Here is a 15,824-nt window from a genome sequence, read left to right on the forward strand (position 1 = left end):
GGGGGGGGGCCCCCCCCCCCCCCCCCCCCCCCCGACCCCCGCCAGGGGGGGGCCGCCGGCGGCGCTCAGAGCCCCGCGAAAATCCCGGCGAGCTTCTGGCAGGCGGCTTCCGGCGACAGCTCCTCGCTCACGCCCGTCGCGCGGCAGGTCAGCTCGACCACGCCGTTCTTCAGCCCGCGCGGCCCGACCGTGATCCGCCAGGGCAGGCCGATCAGCTCCATCGTGGCGAATTTCTGCCCGGCCCGCTCGTCGCGATCATCCAGCAGCGGGTCGACGCCCGCGAGCTTCAGCGCCGCGTAAATCGTGGCGCAGGCCCCGTCGACCTCTTCGTCGCCGACCTTGAGGTTCACGATCCCCGCCCCGAACGGCGCCACCGCCTCCGGCCACTTGATGCCGTTCTCGTCGTGATGCGCCTCGATCAGCGCGCCGACCAGACGGCTGACCCCGATGCCGTGGCTGCCCATATGCACCGGCGCCTTGGCCCCGGTCGCATCGGTCACCATCGCGCCCATCGGCTCGGAATATTTGGTGCCGAAATAAAAGATCTGTCCGACCTCGATGGCCTTGCCGACCCGGCGCCGCGCCTCGGGGATGGCGTTGTAGAGCGCCTCGTCATGGGTCTCGTCGGTGCGGGCGTAGGGGGTGGTCCACTCCGCCTTGATCGCCTCCATCTGCGCCCGGTCGTCGAAATCCAGCGCCCGGTCGCCCAGCGTCAGGTCGGTGACGGCGCTGTCGTAGTAGACCGTGCTCTCGCCGGTCTCGGCCAGCACCAGGAACTCATGGGTGTCGTCGCCGCCGATCGGGCCGCTGTCGGCCCGCATCGGGATCGCCTTCAGCCCCATGCGCTCATAGGTGCGCAGATAGGTCGCCATGTGCCGGTTGTAGGCGTGCAGCGCGTCCTCCTGGGTCAGGTCGAAATTGTAGCCGTCCTTCATCAGGAACTCGCGCCCGCGCATCACCCCGAAGCGGGGCCGCACCTCGTCGCGGAATTTCCACTGGATGTGGTAGAGCGTCAGCGGCAGCGACTTGTAGGACGACACGCCCGAGCGGAAGATGTCGGTGATCATCTCCTCGTTGGTCGGGCCGTAGAGCATGTCGCGGTCGTGGCGGTCGCGGATGCGCAGCATCTCGGCGCCGTAATCGTCGTAGCGGCCGCTCTCGCGCCACAGGTCGGCGGGCTGCAGGGTCGGCATCAGCACCGGGATATGGCCGGCGCGCTGCTGCTCCTCGTGCACGATGCGGGTCAGCTTCTCCAGCACCTTGAAGCCCAGCGGCAGCCAGGAATAGATCCCCGCCGCCTGCTGCCGGATCATGCCCGCGCGCAGCATCAGCCGGTGCGAGGCGATCTGGGCGTCGGAGGGGGTCTCCTTGAGGACGGGCAGGAAATAGCGGCTGAGGAGCATGAGCGGGTCTCGCTGGACAGGAAGGCGCGCCCTTCAGGGTCGGGCCGCGCCCGGAACGGGCCGTTGGATGGTTAGGTCATGGCGGGCCTCTGCGCAACGCCCCGGGGATTTGGCGAAGGGACCGGCCGCGCCGCGTCGCCCGCCCGACGAATCGCTGCGCGAACAGTCACTTCGCTGCGATGCGGCGGGAACCACGCGTTTACGCCGCGACTGCGAAGGCATTTTCCCGTTCCGCGACGATTCCTTTCGCATCCGCAGCGAAGATTCGCGGAACATACTTGCCTGGCACGGTCAAAATCGTAATTTTCTTGCGCTCCGCATTCCAATCGTTAAGGTCTTCCTCGCAAGACAACAGGCGCAAGTCTGGGGAGGAGAAGGAGCACACGCCGCCCGGCGTGAAGCTCCAACAGAAGTTTCGGGTCCGCCTTGGCGGGCCCGTTTCGTTTTGGGCTCGTCCGACTTTGGTGCCCGTCCCCGAGAACTGTTCGACGGGCTTCCGTTGGCGTCGACGTAATTCATGCGGCGATACGGACGCGCGGCGCGCGGCGCTCACTCCGTGGTCAGCTCCGGGCGCAGGCCCAGGGTCTCGGCCACCGAGGACAGGCGCTTGAGCACCACCTCCCCCGCCAGCGCCGTCGCCTCCGGCCCCAGCCGCAGGGTCAACTTCTCCGGCCCCACATCGAGCGAGCAGCCCGGCAGCACGCCCGGCGCCGAGCCGCAGACCATCGCGCCCAGCCGGATCGCGCGGCCGAGCAGCTTGGCGTCGGCGATCTCCTCGGGGCTGAGCAGCGCCATGGCGGGCGAGGGCGCCCGGCCCGCGCCCGACTTGTAGCGATAGCGCAAGGCCGCCCCGATCCAGGCGCGCTCGGCATGGCCCACGCCCGACAGGTTGGCGCGGAACACCGCCTCGAACACCCCCTGGTCGCGATAGTCGGGATGCGCGTTCCAGCTGACGTCGTTGAGCAGGCAGGCGGCCTCGATCAGCCGCTGCCGTGCAAGCGTCGCCGAAGGGAACAGCGGCCAGACCCAGGCCGCGAGCTCCGCCCCGAAGCCCGGGAACCGGGCGAGCCTGCGCTCGGTCTCCCGCGCTGCGGACAGAAGCGGGTCCTGCTGGCGCAACGCCTCGGGGAAATAGTCGTAGAGCACGCCTTCGCGCAGCCCGAAGGCGGACACCGCGACCTGCGCCGGCTGGGCGACCCGGATCAGCCCGGCCAGCACCCGCGCCCCGAGCGGGGTCACCGCCAGACGCTCCTTCGAGCTCGGCGCTTCGCGCAGCGCGTCCGGGGCGGTCCCGGCCACCTCGTCGGCCAGCGCCAGCATGTCCTCGGCCGGCAGTTCGAATTCGTGGAGCACCTGCATCGGGTAATTGGTGCGCACCATGTGCAGCTTGGCCAGCGCCCGCCACGATCCGCCGACCAGATAAAGCCGCCCGCCCGGCGCGCCCATCATCCCGCGCGCAAGCCCCAGCGAAGACGCGATCAGCTGATCCTGCGCCTCCGCCCCGCCGTCCACGCCCATCAGGCGCAGCGGACCGAGCGGCAGGGTCATGCCCTTGCCCACTTCGCCCAGACCCACCCGGCACAGCTCCAGCGAAGCGCCGCCCAGATCGGCCACCAGCCCGTTCGCATCCGGCCAGCCCATCAGCACGCCCTGGGCGGCGAGCCGCGCCTCGTCCTCGCCCGAAGCGATGCGCAGCACGATGCCGGTGGCGGCCTCGACCTCGCGCACGAAGTCCTCGCCATCCGACGCCTCGCGCACCGCGGCGGTGGCGACGCCGTCCAGCGCCTCGACCTTCATCCGCTCGGCCAGCGCCGCGAAGCGCCGGAGCGCCGCCAGCGCCCGCACCCGGCCGCCGGGCGAAAGCCGCCCGGTCTCGCCCAGTTCGGACCCGAGCCCGCACAGCACCTTCTCGTTGAAGAAATAGGCCGGAGACCGGGACATGGCCTCGTAGACCACCAGCCGCACGGAATTCGACCCGACATCGACCACCGCCACCCGGGTCGGGGCCCGATCCGGCTCCCGGTCCCGCAGGCGGGCGACGGAGGTGAAGGAGGCGGCCGCCGCGCGGCGCGCGCCTGCCTTGCCCTGGCGTGTCGGCTCGCTCATCGCTGAACGCTTCCTCTCGGTGCGGCTCCGGCCTCCTGCGCTCGCATGCGGAGGCGGAGGGGTCAAGGACGATGCGCCTGGCCCGACGTCGCGGGCGGCGCAGGCGGGGCGCCGCCCGCGACAACGGTTGCGCTGGGAAAGATCCCGCCTTGCGACGGACGCGCGGGGCTCTACTCCGCGGCGGATGCCTTGCCTTCGCTCGCGTCCTCGGGCGCAGGCGGCGGCGGGGCGGCGGCAACCGCCGCCTCGATCTCGGCCTCCACCGACTCGGGGATCAGGCGCGGCGCATCCTCCGCCCCTGCCCGACCTCGGCCCGACAGCGACGGATTGGTCATGAAGAACGCATGGGCCGAGAACGGCGCCTCGCCCTCCGGCGCTTCGGCATGCAGCCAGTGGCCGTCGGGCTGCAGAACCGAGCTCTGCGCCTCGTCGCGGAAATTCGCCGCCATCACCTGCTCGAGGATCTGGGCGTGGACCGTCGGGTTCAGGATCGGCACCAGCGTCTCGACCCGGCGGTTGAGGTTGCGCCCCATCCAGTCGGCCGAAGAGATCCAGACCTGCGCCTTGCGCGACGGCAGGCCATAACCCGCCCCGAAGCAGACGATGCGCGAATGCTCCAGGAACCGTCCGACGATCGATTTCACCCGGATGTTGTCGGACAGACCCGGCACGCCGGGGCGCAGGCCGCAGATGCCGCGCACCACCAGGTCGATCTTCACCCCGGCCTGGCTGGCGGCATAGAGCGCGTCGATGATCTCCGGATCGATCACCGAGTTCATCTTGCCCCAGACCTGCGCGGGCCGCCCGGCGCGGGCATGCTCCGACTCCGCCTCCAGCCCCGCCAGCAGGGTCTTCTTCAGGGTCTTGGGCGACAGCCGAAGCCGTTCCAGGCCCTCCGGCTCGGCATAGCCGGTGACGAAGTTGAAGAGCCGCGCCGCGTCCCGCCCCAGCCCCGGATCGCAGGTGAACAGCGACAGGTCGGTGTAGATGTTGGCGGTGATCGGATGGTAGTTGCCCGTCCCCCAATGGGTGTAGGTCACCAGCCGGTCGCCCTCCCGCCGCACCACCATCGAGACCTTGGCATGGGTCTTCCAGTCGATGAAGCCGTAGACCACCTGGGCCCCGGCGCGTTCCAGCTGGCGGGACTGGCGGATATTGGCGGCCTCGTCGAAGCGGGCCTTCAATTCGATGAGCGCGGTGACGGATTTGCCGTCCTCCGCCGCCTCGCACAGCGCCGCGACGATGGGGCTTTCCTTGGAGGTCCGGTAGAGCGTCTGCTTGATCGCCACCACATCGGGGTCCCGCGCCGCCTGCTGCAGGAAGCGCACCACGATGTCGAAACTCTCATAGGGATGATGCAGCAGCATGTCCTTCTGGGCGACCGCCGCGAAGATGTCGCCGTTGAAGTCCTTCACCCGCTCCGGCATCCGCTGGGTGTAAGGGGGGAACAGCAGTTCGGGGCGTTCCTTGGTCACCAGCTCCGACAGATCCTTGATGCCGATGACGCCGGCGACCTCGACCACCTCGTCGCGCGCCACGCCCAGCTTGTCGGCGATCTCGGCCTTGAGGCCCTTGGGCGCGCCGGCGGCGATCTTGAGCCGGATCACCCCGCCGCGGCGACGCCGCTTCAGCGCGGTCTCGAACTCGCGCACCAGATCCTCGGCCTCCTCCTCGACTTCGAGGTCGCTGTCGCGCAGCACCTTGAACAGCGCGTGGCCGACCATGGCGTAGCCGGGGAACAGACGGTCGATGAAGAGCTTGAGCAGCTCCTCCAGCGGCAGATAGCGCACCAGCCCCTCGCGCCCGCCCTCCAGCCGGATGAAGCGGCGGACCTGCGCCGGGATCGGCAGCAGCGCGTCGAGCGGGGATGCGTCGGTCAGCCGCTCCAGCTTCAGCGCCAGCGCGAAGCCTTCGTTGGGGATGAAGGGGAACGGGTGGGCCGGGTCGATGGCCAGCGGCGTCACCACCGGGAACACCTGCTCGAGAAAATAGGTCTCCAGCCGCTCCACATCCGCCTTGGTCAGCGCCTTGCGCTCCAGCACCTGGATATGCTCGTCCTTCAGCGCGCGGCGCAGTTCCTCCCACACCACCTGCTGGCGGTCCATCAGGGCGCGCGCGTCGTCGTCGATGCGCTTGAGCTGCTGGGCCGGCGTGAGACCGTCGGCCGAGCCGACCTCCACCCCGCCGCGCACCAGCCCGCGCAGGCCGGCGACGCGGACGGTGTAGAACTCGTCGAGATTGCCGCCGGAGATCGACAGGAACCGGATCCGCTCCAGCAGCGGATGGGCCTTGTTCTCGGCCTCCGACAGCACGCGCCAGTTGAAGCCCAGCCAGCTGAGCTCACGGTTGATGAACCGCTCGGGACCCATCGGGTCGAAGTCGAGCTGGTGGGCGGGATCGGGCGCGCAGGGCGCGTTCAGGAAATCGGCTCTCATGGGCGGAACCTGCACGGATTCGATGACGGTTTCATGCGCGATGCGGCGGTCATGTGCGAGAAGACGGGCAGGCGCCGGAAGGCGGGCCGGCGGCGGGCTCATCCTCGGCGTCGCGGTCGCCGACCACGAGATGCTCGAAGCCCGGCCGCCCGGCCAGCGCCGCCCGGGCCAGTCGCCGGTGCGGCTTCTGCGCGGCGGCGAGCGCGGCCCGGTCGATCACCGCCACCGCCTCGGCCAGCGCCTGGTGGTCGCGGGGCGCGCGCAGGGCGAGCCAGCGCGCGAGCCCGCGCTCCGGCTCCACCCCGCGGTCGGCGAAGAGCTTGGCGACCAGCCGTTCCATCAGCGCGTCGTCGGGCCCCGCGATCCGCGCCACCGGCAGGGCCGAAAGCCGGGTGCGCAGGTCGGGCAGCGCCACCGGCCAGCGCGACGGCGCCTCGCGTCCGGTCAGCAGCAGCGCGCCGCCCGCGGCCTCCAGCCGGTTATGCAGGTGAAACAGCGCCCGCTCCGCCTCCGGCCCCGGCAGACCGTCGGCATCCTCGACCGCCACGCCCGGAAGGGCCGCGAGCGCGCCCAGATCCTCTTGCGCCAGCGCCGCGGCGGGCACGACGCAGGCCCCCGCCTCCCGCGCCCAGACCGCGGCCAGATGCGTCTTGCCCGCGCCCTCCGGCCCGACCAGCGCCATCCGGCCGCCGGGCCAGGTGCGCCAGCCGTCGATCTGCGCGACGGCGAGCGCGTTGGCCTCGGACACCAGAAAGTCCTCGCGCCCCAGCGCCGCGCGGACCGGCAGGTCGAACGGGATCTGAAGGGGAACGATCATATCCGCGCCGCCGCGTCGGAGCCGGCCCGGGGACCGCGGCCGTCGTCCGGGGACGCCGTCTCGGGATAGGCCTCGGCCACATGCGCCTCCGCCGGCGCGCCGGCGCGCGCCGCGGCGGCGGCCTCCGCCTGCCCCTCCAGCCCCTGATAAAGTCGTCCGCTCTTGTACTGGTCGATGGCGAAGCGCCCGATCACCCCGATCGCCGCCGCGGTCGGCACCGCGATCAGCATGCCGGTGAACCCGAGCAGCGAGCCGAAGGCCGACAGCGCGAACATCAGCGCCACCGGGTGCAGCCCGACCGAACCGCCGACCAGCTTGGGCGTCAGGAAGTTGCCCTCCACCGCCTGCCCGACCAGGAAGATCGCCGCGACCACCAGGATCATCAGCGGTTCGTCCCAGTACTGGAAGAGCGCGACCCCTACCGACAGCAGCGCGCCGACGATGGAGCCGATGAAGGGGATGAAGCTGATCAGCCCCGCGAAAAGCCCGATCACCATGCCGAACTGCAGCCCGACGAGCATCAGCGCCACCGCGTAGAAGGTGCCGAGGATCGCGCAGACCGTCAGCTGCCCGCGCACGAATCCCGCCAGCACCTTGTCGATGTCGGAGGCGACCTCGCGCACCGTGCCCACATGGTCGCGCGGGACCCAGCCGTCGATCTTGGCGGTCATGCGGTCCCAGTCCATCAGCAGGTAGAAGGCCACCACCGGGGTGATCACCAGCAGGGTGACGAAGTCGATGACCGCGAGCCCCCCGGTCCAGGCGCTCTTGACCGCCTGCATCGACCATTCGTCCGCCCGGCCCCGCAGATTGTCGAGCGCCTGGGCGAGCGGCGAGCCCTGCTCCAGCAGCTCCGGATAGCGGGTCTGCACGAAGTTGCGCACCGCCTCGGCATAGACCGGGGCCTGTTCGATGAAGGCCTGGGCCTGGTTCACGAAGGCGGGAATCAGCAGCAGCAGCACCGCGACGAAGAGCCCGCCCATCACCACCGTGATCGCGGCGGTGGCGGCGGAGCGGCTCAGGCCCCGCTCCTGCAGGCGGTCCGCCGCGGGGTCGAGGAAATAGGCCAGCGCCGCGCCCGCGAGGAAGGGCAGCATCACGCCGGACATGATCCAGAAGAACAGGATCAGGACCGCGGCCCCGACCGTCCACCACCTGACCTGTTCGCCGACGCTCAGCGCCATGTCCGTCTCCTTCGCCGCCGGAGGTTCATGTCCCGTGGATCGGGGGTCGCGCGGCGCGCGCCATCCTCGCACGCCTCGCCCCCGCGCGCATCCCCGACCCTCGCGCCCGCGCTTCGTCCCGCGCTTCGTCCCGCGCTTCGTCCCGCGCGTCGTCCCGCGCGTCGTCCGGAGGCGACGGTTTCGGCCCTGATGGGGTCCGCGTTCAACCGCGCCAGACGCCGCGGGGGCTCAGGCGAACTGCTCGCGAATCAACCGCTCGGCCAGCCCGTGGCCCGGATCGAACAGCAGCGTATGGGTGATCGCGGCCTCGACCTCGATCTCAACCCGCGTCACGTGCCGGGTCTCGACATTGTCGGCGGTGGCCGAGACCGGCCGCCGTTCGGGGTCCAGCACCTCCAGCTCCACATGCGCATGGCGCGGCAGCAGCGCGCCGCGCCAGCGCCGGGGCCGGAAGGCCGAGATCGGGGTCAGCGCCAGGATATCCGCGCCGATCGGCAGGATCGGCCCGTGCGCCGAGTAATTGTAGGCGGTCGAGCCCGCCGGCGTCGCCACGATCACCCCGTCGCAGACCAGCTCCGCCATCCGCTCGCGCCCGTCGATGCAGATGCGGATCTTCGCCGCCTGGTGCCGCTCGCGCAGCAGGGAGACCTCGTTGAAGGCATGTGCGACACGCGTCTCACCGTCGATCCGATGCGCGGTCATGCGCAGCGGGTTGATGGAGGCGGCCTCGGCGGCCATCAGCCGCTCGATCAGCCCGTCCTCGGCATAGTCGTTCATCAGGAAGCCGACGGTGCCGCGATGCATGCCGTAGACCGGCCGGCGGTCCTGCGCCGCGCCGTCGCCGTCGTTCTGCAACGTCTCCTGCAGGGTCTCCAGCATCAGCCCGTCGCCGCCGAGCGCCACCACCACGTCGCAATCCCCCCGCGGGGCCTGGCCGTAGCGGGCGGACAGCGCTTCGAACGCCGCCTCCGCAGCCGGGGCTTCCGAGCGGGTGAAGTGAATGCGCGGCGGCAGAAGCAGGGGGTCGATCACGTGGGGCGTCTCGGTGCGGTCAGGCGCGGACAAGGGGCGTCCGGGTAACGGGAGGACGGGCGCGGCAGGCGGATCGTCGGCCCGGCCGCGCAACCGCAACGGAGGGCGACCATGACCGCAGCCGCGCGCGGGGGCAAGCGCCCGCGCGCCGGCTCGCCCCCCTGCGGCGCTCAAGCCCCCCGCCTCGCGGTCCACGGGCGGGACAAACGCCGCGTCCGGGTGTATCACGCGCGGGAATCGCCGCCCCGCTTCTCCAGCCCGGCGGCCCAGCCCCAGGCGCGCCCACCCGCCGCGCCGAGCCCGAGGAGACCCGCCATGGACGCCGCCACCCGCGACACCGGCTTCTTCGCCGAGACCCTCGCCGACCGCGATCCCGCGATCTTCGGCGCCATCGAGAAAGAGCTCGGGCGCCAGCGCGAGGAGATCGAGCTGATCGCCTCCGAAAACATCGTCTCCTATGCCGTCCTGCAGGCGCAGGGCTCGGTGATGACCAACAAATACGCCGAGGGTTATCCGGGCAAGCGCTACTACGGCGGCTGCCAGTTCGTCGACATCGCCGAGGAGCTGGCCATCGACCGGGCCAAGCAGCTCTTCGGCGCGTCCTTCGCCAATGTGCAGCCGAACTCCGGCTCCCAGATGAATCAGGCCGTGTTCCTCGCCCTGCTGCAGCCCGGCGACACCTTCATGGGGCTCGACCTGAACTCGGGCGGCCACCTCACCCATGGCTCGCCGGTCAACATGTCGGGCAAATGGTTCAACGTGGTCTCCTACGGCGTGCGCGCCCAGGATCAGCTGCTCGACATGGACGACATCCGCGCCAAGGCCCGCGAGTCGAAGCCCAAGCTGATCGTCGCCGGCGGCACCGCCTATTCCCGCACTTGGGACTGGGCCGCCTTCCGCGAAATCGCCGACGAGGTCGGGGCCTATCTGATGGTCGACATGGCCCATATCGCGGGCCTGGTCGCGGGCGGCGCGCATCCGAGCCCCGTGCCCCACGCCCATGTCACCACCACCACCACCCACAAGTCGCTGCGCGGCCCCCGCGGCGGCATGATCCTGACCAATGACGAGACGCTGGCCAAGAAGATCAACTCGGCCGTTTTCCCCGGCCTTCAGGGCGGCCCGCTCATGCATGTGATCGCCGCCAAGGCCGTGGCCTTCGGCGAGGCGCTGCGTCCCGAATTCCGCGCCTACGCCCATCAGGTCGTGGCCAACGCCCAGGCGATGGCGGACGAACTGATGAAGGGCGGCATCGACGTCGTCTCGGGCGGCACCGACAACCATCTCTGCCTCGCCGACCTGCGCCCCAAGGGCGTCACCGGCAAAGCGGCGGAGGCGGCGCTGGGCCGCGCCCATGTCACCTGCAACAAGAACGGCGTGCCCTTCGACCCCGAAAAGCCGTTCGTGACCTCGGGCATCCGCCTCGGCGCGCCTGCCGGCACCACGCGCGGCTTCGGCGAGGCCGAGTTCCGCGCGATCGCCCGGATGATCGTGAAGGTCGTCGACGGCCTCGCCGCCACCCAGGGCGAGGGCGATGCGGAGATCGAGGCCGAGGTGAAGGCCGAGGCCATGGCCCTCTGCGCCCGCTTCCCGATCTACCCGACGCTCTGATCCCTGCGCGGGACCGGGCCGCGGCGGCCGTCGACGACGACGCCGGAACGATCGCGGGGCGACGCAGGGGATCCCTGCGTCGCCCCTTTCGCGTCTCCCCCCCCCCCCCGACGGGCGCCTCGCGACGGCGCCGGATCCCGGCGACGGGATGCCGCATTCATGCGAGAATCGCCATTCATTTAAAGTTCATTTAAGTGAATTCAATATTCACCATGCGATTCGCGCTCGAATTGTCCGGGCCCGCGCAGGGAGACCACTATAATGATCGGAATTTCACGTCTGACCGCTTGCGCGGGACTTGGGCTCTTTATGCTGGGGTTCGCCGCGCCCGCTGAGGCGCTCACCCTCGACTTCTCGCCCACGGACCTCTGCGGAGCCGTAGATTGCGGACCCGCCTCCGCCCCGCAGACCTATGGCGACATCGCAGGTCAGCTGGATGTGACCTGGGACGCAGACACCAACGAGGCGGGTGAAGAAGAGCTATACTACTGGGAATCCGGCTACAGCGACCATACCGAGGTCGCATACGGCGCCAATTCAAGCGCGACCGTCCAGATCACTTTTATACCACTGTCCGGCTATGAAGTGACGCTTGATAGCTTCTGGCTCGGCAACTACTATGACAACGCCGAGGACACGCAAGTCACGATCAGAGAATTCGGCGGCGACGTGCTCTACGCTACGGGACCCATATCCATCGACCCATCTGTGGGCGAGAGCTTCCACGGCCCCTGGACCAGCGCGGTCGGCATCGTCCTCGAATTTGGGCCGGACGCCTACAACGTCGCCATCGACGACATCGTCTACAGCGTGTCGCCCAGCGGCGCCGCCGTGCCGCTGCCGGCCACGGCGCTGCTGCTGGCGGGCGGGGTGACGGCCCTGGCCGGCGCCTCACGCCATCGTCGGCGAGCCTGATCTCGCCTGGCTCCGATCGGAGCCAGGCGACACGCCTTCAGGGCCCGCAAAACGCAACTCGGCGGCGCAAGGGGGGCCCTGCGCCGCCGTTTCCGTTTCGGACCTGGCACTTGCCGCCCGCCCCGTCGTTGGGGAATGCCGACGGGTCGGACATTCGAGGGCCCTTGCGAAAGGCTTCCAGGCGCACTCCCTGCCCGAGTTGGGGGACCGGACAGGGGATGCGCCCTCGTTGGGTACGATGTCACGCTACGCTTGGGTATGCGGCCGGACATAAGTTAAAGGGCGTCCGGCCCGTATCGACGCCAGGTTGGGGACTCCGGCGTCGAATTTCATGCAGTCCCGGTCAGCGGCGCGCTTGCACGCCGCATCCGTGTCGCGCCTGGCGCGTTTGGGTCACGATGGTTCGGCGACACACGTCTCAGTACCATCGCCGGTCGGGGATGTAGGTCACGGTCCGACTGCCGTCGCCCTGAATCCGAAAGCTGCCGTAGACGCCCAGACCCACATCGATCGCGTCGACGCGCCCGAGTCCGAGCATCACATACGCCGCCCAGCCATCGGCCTGCTTGCTTTCGCCGATATCGTAGCGATGGGAGATCGGCGCACCCTTGAGCCGCATGGCCTTCGACGCGGCCTGACTGCCTGCCTGGACCATGGCGTCTCCGTTCCGCATCGGTCCGCGATCTCCCGCCAAAGGCTCGACCGGCTTGTCGACGCCGACGACGTGAAAGCACTCGCCCCGGGAGGCCGGAACCGCACGGGCGCTGATCGAAAGCGCTTCGGTGCTGATCCGGCCGAGGTCGACGAGGGTCAGATCGATGACCGCCGCGCCCGCCGGGGCTGCGAATAAAAGGCCCGCGACGACCGCACCCGTCGCCGGGATGACGGCCCGGATCGCCGGACCCCCGAAGGTCTTCCACTTAATGTACGTGAACACTGGACCTCCTTTTTACGCGGCTACTCATTTTTCGTATCTAGATATAAACCCAATCAAGCGGCGCAATTAGGGCCGAAAGTCCGATTTTTAATTATTATTATATTTATATACAGAATTATTATTTTTACTCGATGGATTTTTAGAAAATCTAACGGAAAATCGATTTTTCCGATATTTGACAATACTTCCCCCAGAAGAAAAAGCATCCGCCGATCTGCAATCCTGGGTTGCTTTGGGGATTTTTGCTGCAATAGCGTTCCAATCAAGGCCGAATTCGGCCGCATTGCAGCGACGAATCATGCCGCCCCCTGCCAGCGCTCGGGAAACTGCGGCGCGCGCGCTGTCGCCCCTCGCTGCGTCCCGCCTTGGCGCCGAATGCACATACATATCTGGGGCACGCTCCGCGCCTCTACCCAACCCATGGACGCGCCCCTATAGTGACGGCGTTCGAAGACCGGGAGGGACCCAACATGCGCTGCCCGTTCTGCGGCAATACCGAAACCCAGGTGAAGGACAGCCGCCCGGCCGAGGATCACGTCGCGATCCGCCGCCGCCGCTTCTGCCCCGCCTGCGGCGGTCGCTTCACCACCTATGAGCGTGTGCAGCTGCGCGACCTCACCGTGGTGAAGAAGAACGGCAGACGTGAGGATTTCGACCGCGACAAGCTCTCGCGCTCGATCCGGATCGCCCTGCAGAAGCGCCCGATCGAACCTGAGCGCATCGAGCAGATGATCTCGGGCATCGTGCGCCGGCTCGAGTCCAAAGGCGAAAGCGACATCCCCTCCGACGAGATGGGACAGATCGTGATGGAGGCGCTGGCCCGGATCGACACCGTGGCCTATGTCCGCTTCGCCTCGGTCTACAAGAACTTCCAGGAGGCCGACGATTTCGAGGATTTCGTTGCGGAACTGCGGCCCATCGCGAAACCCGAAGACCCCTGACCCACTCGCGCCCGCCGTTCCGGCGCGCTAGATACTCGCGCGAAGAGGCTTGAGCGGAGCGCCCTCCATGTTCCCCCCCCTGACGGACGACGCCGATGCGCGCTGGATGCGGGCGGCCCTGGCGCTGGCGCGACGCGGCCTCGGCCGGGTCGCGCCCAACCCGGCGGTCGGCTGCGTGATCGTGAAGGACGGCGTCGCGCTCGGCCGGGGCTGGACCCAGCCGGGCGGGCGCCCCCATGCCGAGACCATGGCGCTGGCCCAGGCCGGCGCCGCCGCCCGCGGCGCCACCGTCTACGTCACGCTCGAACCTTGCGCCCATCACGGCCGCACGCCGCCCTGCGCCGACGCGCTGATCGTGGCCGGGGTGGCCCGCGTGGTCGCGGCGCTGGGCGATCCCGACCCGCGGGTGGACGGGCGCGGGCTCGCGCGCCTGCGCGACGCGGGGGTGGAGGTGGCGACCGGCCTGCTGGCGGACGAGGCGCGCGAGGTCAATGCCGGCTTCTTCCACCGCCACACCCACGGCCGCCCCTGGCTGACCCTGAAGCTCGCCGGCTCGCTCGACGGGCGCATCGCCACCGCCTCGGGCGACAGCCGGTGGATCACCGGGCCGGAGGCGCGCGGCCATGTGCATCTGATGCGGGCGGAATCCGACGCGATCCTGGTCGGCATGGGCACGCTGCGCGCCGACGACCCATCGCTCGACGTTCGCCTGCCGGGGCTCGAGGACCGCTCCCCCCTGCCCGTCCTGCTCGACGCCCGCCTGACCGCGCCGCCGGCAGCCCGGCTTTTCTCCCATAACCGCCCGGTGCTGGTGCTGCACGGGCCCGACGCCCATTCCGGCCGCGCCGCCCATCTGCGCGCCGCCGGGGCGGAGCTGGTCGAGGTGCCCGCCACCCATGCCGGTCTCGACCCCGCCGCCGCGCTCTCCGCGCTCGGCGCCCGCGGCCTGACGCGGCTCTTCTGCGAAGGCGGCGGGCGGCTCGCCGCCTCGCTGATCGAGGCCGACCTGGTCGACGAGATCGCCTGGTTCACCGGCGGGGCCGTCATCGGCTCCGAGGGACTGCCCGCGCTCGGACCCCTCGGCCTCTCCCGCCTCGACGACGCTGCGCGCTATCGCTGCGTGTCCGCCCGCCGCTTCGGCCCCGACGCGCTGAGCCTCTGGCGTCGCGCCTAGACCCCTGTCGGAGGGTTGGCCCCCCTGCGTCCCTTCGCTATACGAGACCCGACTCTTCTCCGCTTCAGGACCCGGCGCGCCCCATGCAGACCCCGCGGATCACCGTCATCGCGCCCATGAAGAACGAGGCGGAGAATGTCGGCCGCCTCGCCGACGAGATCGCCGAGGCCTGCGCCCCCCTCGCGCCCTTCGAGGCCATCTTCGTCAACGACGGTTCCGACGACGACACGTCCGGCGCCATCGCCCGGGCCCGCCTGCGCCATCCCTGGCTGCGCGAAGTGCGCCACGCCGCGTCCTGCGGTCAGTCGGCGGCGGTGCTGTCGGGCGTTCGCGCCGCGCGCGCGCCGATCTGCTGCACGCTGGACGGCGACGGCCAGAACCCGCCTTCCGAAATCCCCAGGCTCGCCGCCCCGCTGCTCGCCGACGCCACGGGCCGCATCGGCCTGGTGGCCGGTCAGCGGGTCGATCGCCAGGACACGGCCTCCAAGAAACTCGCGTCGCGCGCCGCCAACACGCTGCGCCGCGCGCTCCTCAAGGACGACACCCGCGACACCGGCTGCGGGCTGAAGGCTTTCCCGCGCGAGCTGTTCCTGCAGCTCCCGTTCTTCGACCACATCCACCGCTACCTGCCCGCGTTGGTGAAGCGCGAGGGACGCGCGGTGGCGCTGGTCGACGTCTCCCACCGGGCGCGGGATGCGGGGCGTTCGAACTACACCAATTTCGGCCGCGCCATGGTCGGCGCGCTGGATCTGGTCGGGGTCTGGTGGCTGATCCGGCGGCGCAAGGTCGCCGTGGTCGTTGCGGAAGACGCGTGATGGACTGGCTCGCCGGCTTTCTCGGGGCCCAGACCCAGGCCGAGCTCGCCTGGATCCTGACCGGCCTCGCCGGGCAGGCGCTGTTCATGGGCCGGTTTCTGGTGCAGTGGATCGCGTCGGAACGCGCGCATCGTTCGGTGATCCCGGTGGCGTTCTGGTGGTTTTCCATCGGCGGCGCCGCCGTGCTGCTCGCCTACGCCGTCTATCGCGCCGATCCGGTGTTCATCATCGGCCAGTCGCTGGGCTTCTTCATCTACGGCCGGAACCTCTGGCTGATCCGGTCCGAGCGGCGCGGGGCGCTGCTGCCCGATCCCGAGACGTCGCCCCCGCCCGACCCTCGCAACTGAGCGTTCCGACCCGCGTCGTTCACTTTCAACCCTCTGACACCGCGTCAGCGGATCCACGACGCTTGCGCGCCGCGCCGCGCCGGTCTTTGATGCGATGCAGCAGCGCG

13 protein-coding genes are annotated in these 15,824 nt (G+C 69.9%); 6 read left to right on the plus strand and 7 right to left on the minus strand.

Going from position 1 to position 15,824, the window contains the following annotated elements:
* Positions 1-65: 65 nt before the first annotated feature.
* The 6 genes from proS to ACTB72_RS06590 all read right to left on the minus strand — a co-directional run bounded on the left by proS (position 66) and on the right by ACTB72_RS06590 (position 8,959).
* Positions 66-1,403, minus strand: coding sequence for a proline--tRNA ligase (gene proS, locus ACTB72_RS06565; protein WP_463036183.1), 1,338 nt, complete (start codon positions 1,401-1,403; stop codon positions 66-68).
* A gap of 549 nt (positions 1,404-1,952) precedes the next feature.
* Positions 1,953-3,509 (minus strand): Ppx/GppA phosphatase family protein, encoded by a 1,557-nt coding sequence (locus tag ACTB72_RS06570; RefSeq protein WP_463036184.1) that lies wholly within the window; start codon positions 3,507-3,509, stop codon positions 1,953-1,955.
* 170 nt (positions 3,510-3,679) lie between these two features.
* The gene (locus tag ACTB72_RS06575) at positions 3,680-5,944 is read right to left on the minus strand and encodes an RNA degradosome polyphosphate kinase (RefSeq protein ID WP_463036185.1); all 2,265 of its coding nucleotides are present in this window, start codon (positions 5,942-5,944) and stop codon (positions 3,680-3,682) included.
* A gap of 49 nt (positions 5,945-5,993) precedes the next feature.
* Positions 5,994-6,761, minus strand: coding sequence for a P-loop NTPase family protein (locus ACTB72_RS06580; RefSeq protein WP_463036186.1), 768 nt, complete (start codon positions 6,759-6,761; stop codon positions 5,994-5,996).
* Positions 6,758-7,945 (minus strand): AI-2E family transporter, encoded by a 1,188-nt coding sequence (locus ACTB72_RS06585; RefSeq protein WP_463036187.1) that lies wholly within the window; start codon positions 7,943-7,945, stop codon positions 6,758-6,760. The genes ACTB72_RS06580 and ACTB72_RS06585 overlap by 4 nt, the downstream gene beginning before the upstream one ends.
* Positions 7,946-8,173: 228 nt before the next feature.
* Positions 8,174-8,959: an NAD kinase gene (locus ACTB72_RS06590; protein ID WP_463036209.1), complete on the minus strand. Its 786-nt coding sequence runs from the start codon at positions 8,957-8,959 to the stop codon at positions 8,174-8,176.
* Positions 8,960-9,292: 333 nt separating this feature from the next.
* Between ACTB72_RS06590 and glyA the strand changes: the two genes are divergently transcribed.
* Both glyA and ACTB72_RS06600 read left to right on the plus strand, forming a co-directional pair.
* The gene (gene glyA, locus ACTB72_RS06595) at positions 9,293-10,588 is read left to right on the plus strand and encodes a serine hydroxymethyltransferase (RefSeq protein WP_463036188.1); all 1,296 of its coding nucleotides are present in this window, start codon (positions 9,293-9,295) and stop codon (positions 10,586-10,588) included.
* A 261-nt stretch (positions 10,589-10,849) separates the two neighbouring features.
* Positions 10,850-11,503 carry a hypothetical protein gene (locus tag ACTB72_RS06600; RefSeq protein WP_463036189.1) on the plus strand — a complete coding sequence of 218 codons (654 nt, stop codon included), beginning with the start codon at positions 10,850-10,852 and terminating at the stop codon, positions 11,501-11,503.
* A 418-nt stretch (positions 11,504-11,921) separates the two neighbouring features.
* Here the strand turns inward: ACTB72_RS06600 and ACTB72_RS06605 are convergent, their stop codons facing one another.
* The gene (locus tag ACTB72_RS06605; protein WP_463036190.1) at positions 11,922-12,440 is read right to left on the minus strand and encodes a hypothetical protein; all 519 of its coding nucleotides are present in this window, start codon (positions 12,438-12,440) and stop codon (positions 11,922-11,924) included.
* 470 nt (positions 12,441-12,910) lie between these two features.
* On the opposite strand from ACTB72_RS06605, the gene nrdR reads away from it, so the two are divergent.
* The 4 genes from nrdR (at position 12,911) to ACTB72_RS06625 (ending at position 15,717) form a co-directional block, all read left to right on the plus strand.
* The gene (gene nrdR, locus ACTB72_RS06610; protein WP_463036191.1) at positions 12,911-13,381 is read left to right on the plus strand and encodes a transcriptional regulator NrdR; all 471 of its coding nucleotides are present in this window, start codon (positions 12,911-12,913) and stop codon (positions 13,379-13,381) included.
* Positions 13,382-13,448: 67 nt separating this feature from the next.
* Positions 13,449-14,555, plus strand: a complete 1,107-nt coding sequence (gene ribD / locus ACTB72_RS06615) for a bifunctional diaminohydroxyphosphoribosylaminopyrimidine deaminase/5-amino-6-(5-phosphoribosylamino)uracil reductase RibD (protein WP_463036192.1) — start codon at positions 13,449-13,451, stop codon at positions 14,553-14,555.
* Between the two features lie 83 nt (positions 14,556-14,638).
* Positions 14,639-15,370 carry a glycosyltransferase family 2 protein gene (locus ACTB72_RS06620; protein WP_463036193.1) on the plus strand — a complete coding sequence of 244 codons (732 nt, stop codon included), beginning with the start codon at positions 14,639-14,641 and terminating at the stop codon, positions 15,368-15,370.
* A complete protein-coding gene (locus ACTB72_RS06625) occupies positions 15,370-15,717 on the plus strand; it encodes a lipid-A-disaccharide synthase N-terminal domain-containing protein (RefSeq protein WP_463036194.1) in 348 nt (115 codons plus the stop codon). Before ACTB72_RS06620 ends, ACTB72_RS06625 begins: the two co-directional genes overlap by 1 nt.
* Positions 15,718-15,824: the final 107 nt, after the last annotated feature.

This window comes from Albimonas sp., assembly GCF_055129145.1.

Excerpts from the sequence above, each read along its gene's own strand:
- ACTB72_RS06585 (WP_463036187.1), bottom strand. The coding sequence starts at position 7,945 with ATGGCGCTGAGCGTCGGCGAACAGGTCAGGTGGTGGACGGTCGGGGCC.
- ACTB72_RS06600 (WP_463036189.1), top strand. The coding sequence starts at position 10,850 with ATGATCGGAATTTCACGTCTGACCGCTTGCGCGGGACTTGGGCTCTTT.
- nrdR (WP_463036191.1), top strand. The coding sequence starts at position 12,911 with ATGCGCTGCCCGTTCTGCGGCAATACCGAAACCCAGGTGAAGGACAGC.
- ACTB72_RS06575 (WP_463036185.1), bottom strand. The coding sequence starts at position 5,944 with ATGAGAGCCGATTTCCTGAACGCGCCCTGCGCGCCCGATCCCGCCCAC.
- ACTB72_RS06625 (WP_463036194.1), top strand. The coding sequence starts at position 15,370 with ATGGACTGGCTCGCCGGCTTTCTCGGGGCCCAGACCCAGGCCGAGCTC.
- proS (WP_463036183.1), bottom strand. The coding sequence starts at position 1,403 with ATGCTCCTCAGCCGCTATTTCCTGCCCGTCCTCAAGGAGACCCCCTCC.
- glyA (WP_463036188.1), top strand. The coding sequence starts at position 9,293 with ATGGACGCCGCCACCCGCGACACCGGCTTCTTCGCCGAGACCCTCGCC.
- ACTB72_RS06620 (WP_463036193.1), top strand. The coding sequence starts at position 14,639 with ATGCAGACCCCGCGGATCACCGTCATCGCGCCCATGAAGAACGAGGCG.
- ribD (WP_463036192.1), top strand. The coding sequence starts at position 13,449 with ATGTTCCCCCCCCTGACGGACGACGCCGATGCGCGCTGGATGCGGGCG.
- ACTB72_RS06570 (WP_463036184.1), bottom strand. The coding sequence starts at position 3,509 with ATGAGCGAGCCGACACGCCAGGGCAAGGCAGGCGCGCGCCGCGCGGCG.
- ACTB72_RS06580 (WP_463036186.1), bottom strand. The coding sequence starts at position 6,761 with ATGATCGTTCCCCTTCAGATCCCGTTCGACCTGCCGGTCCGCGCGGCG.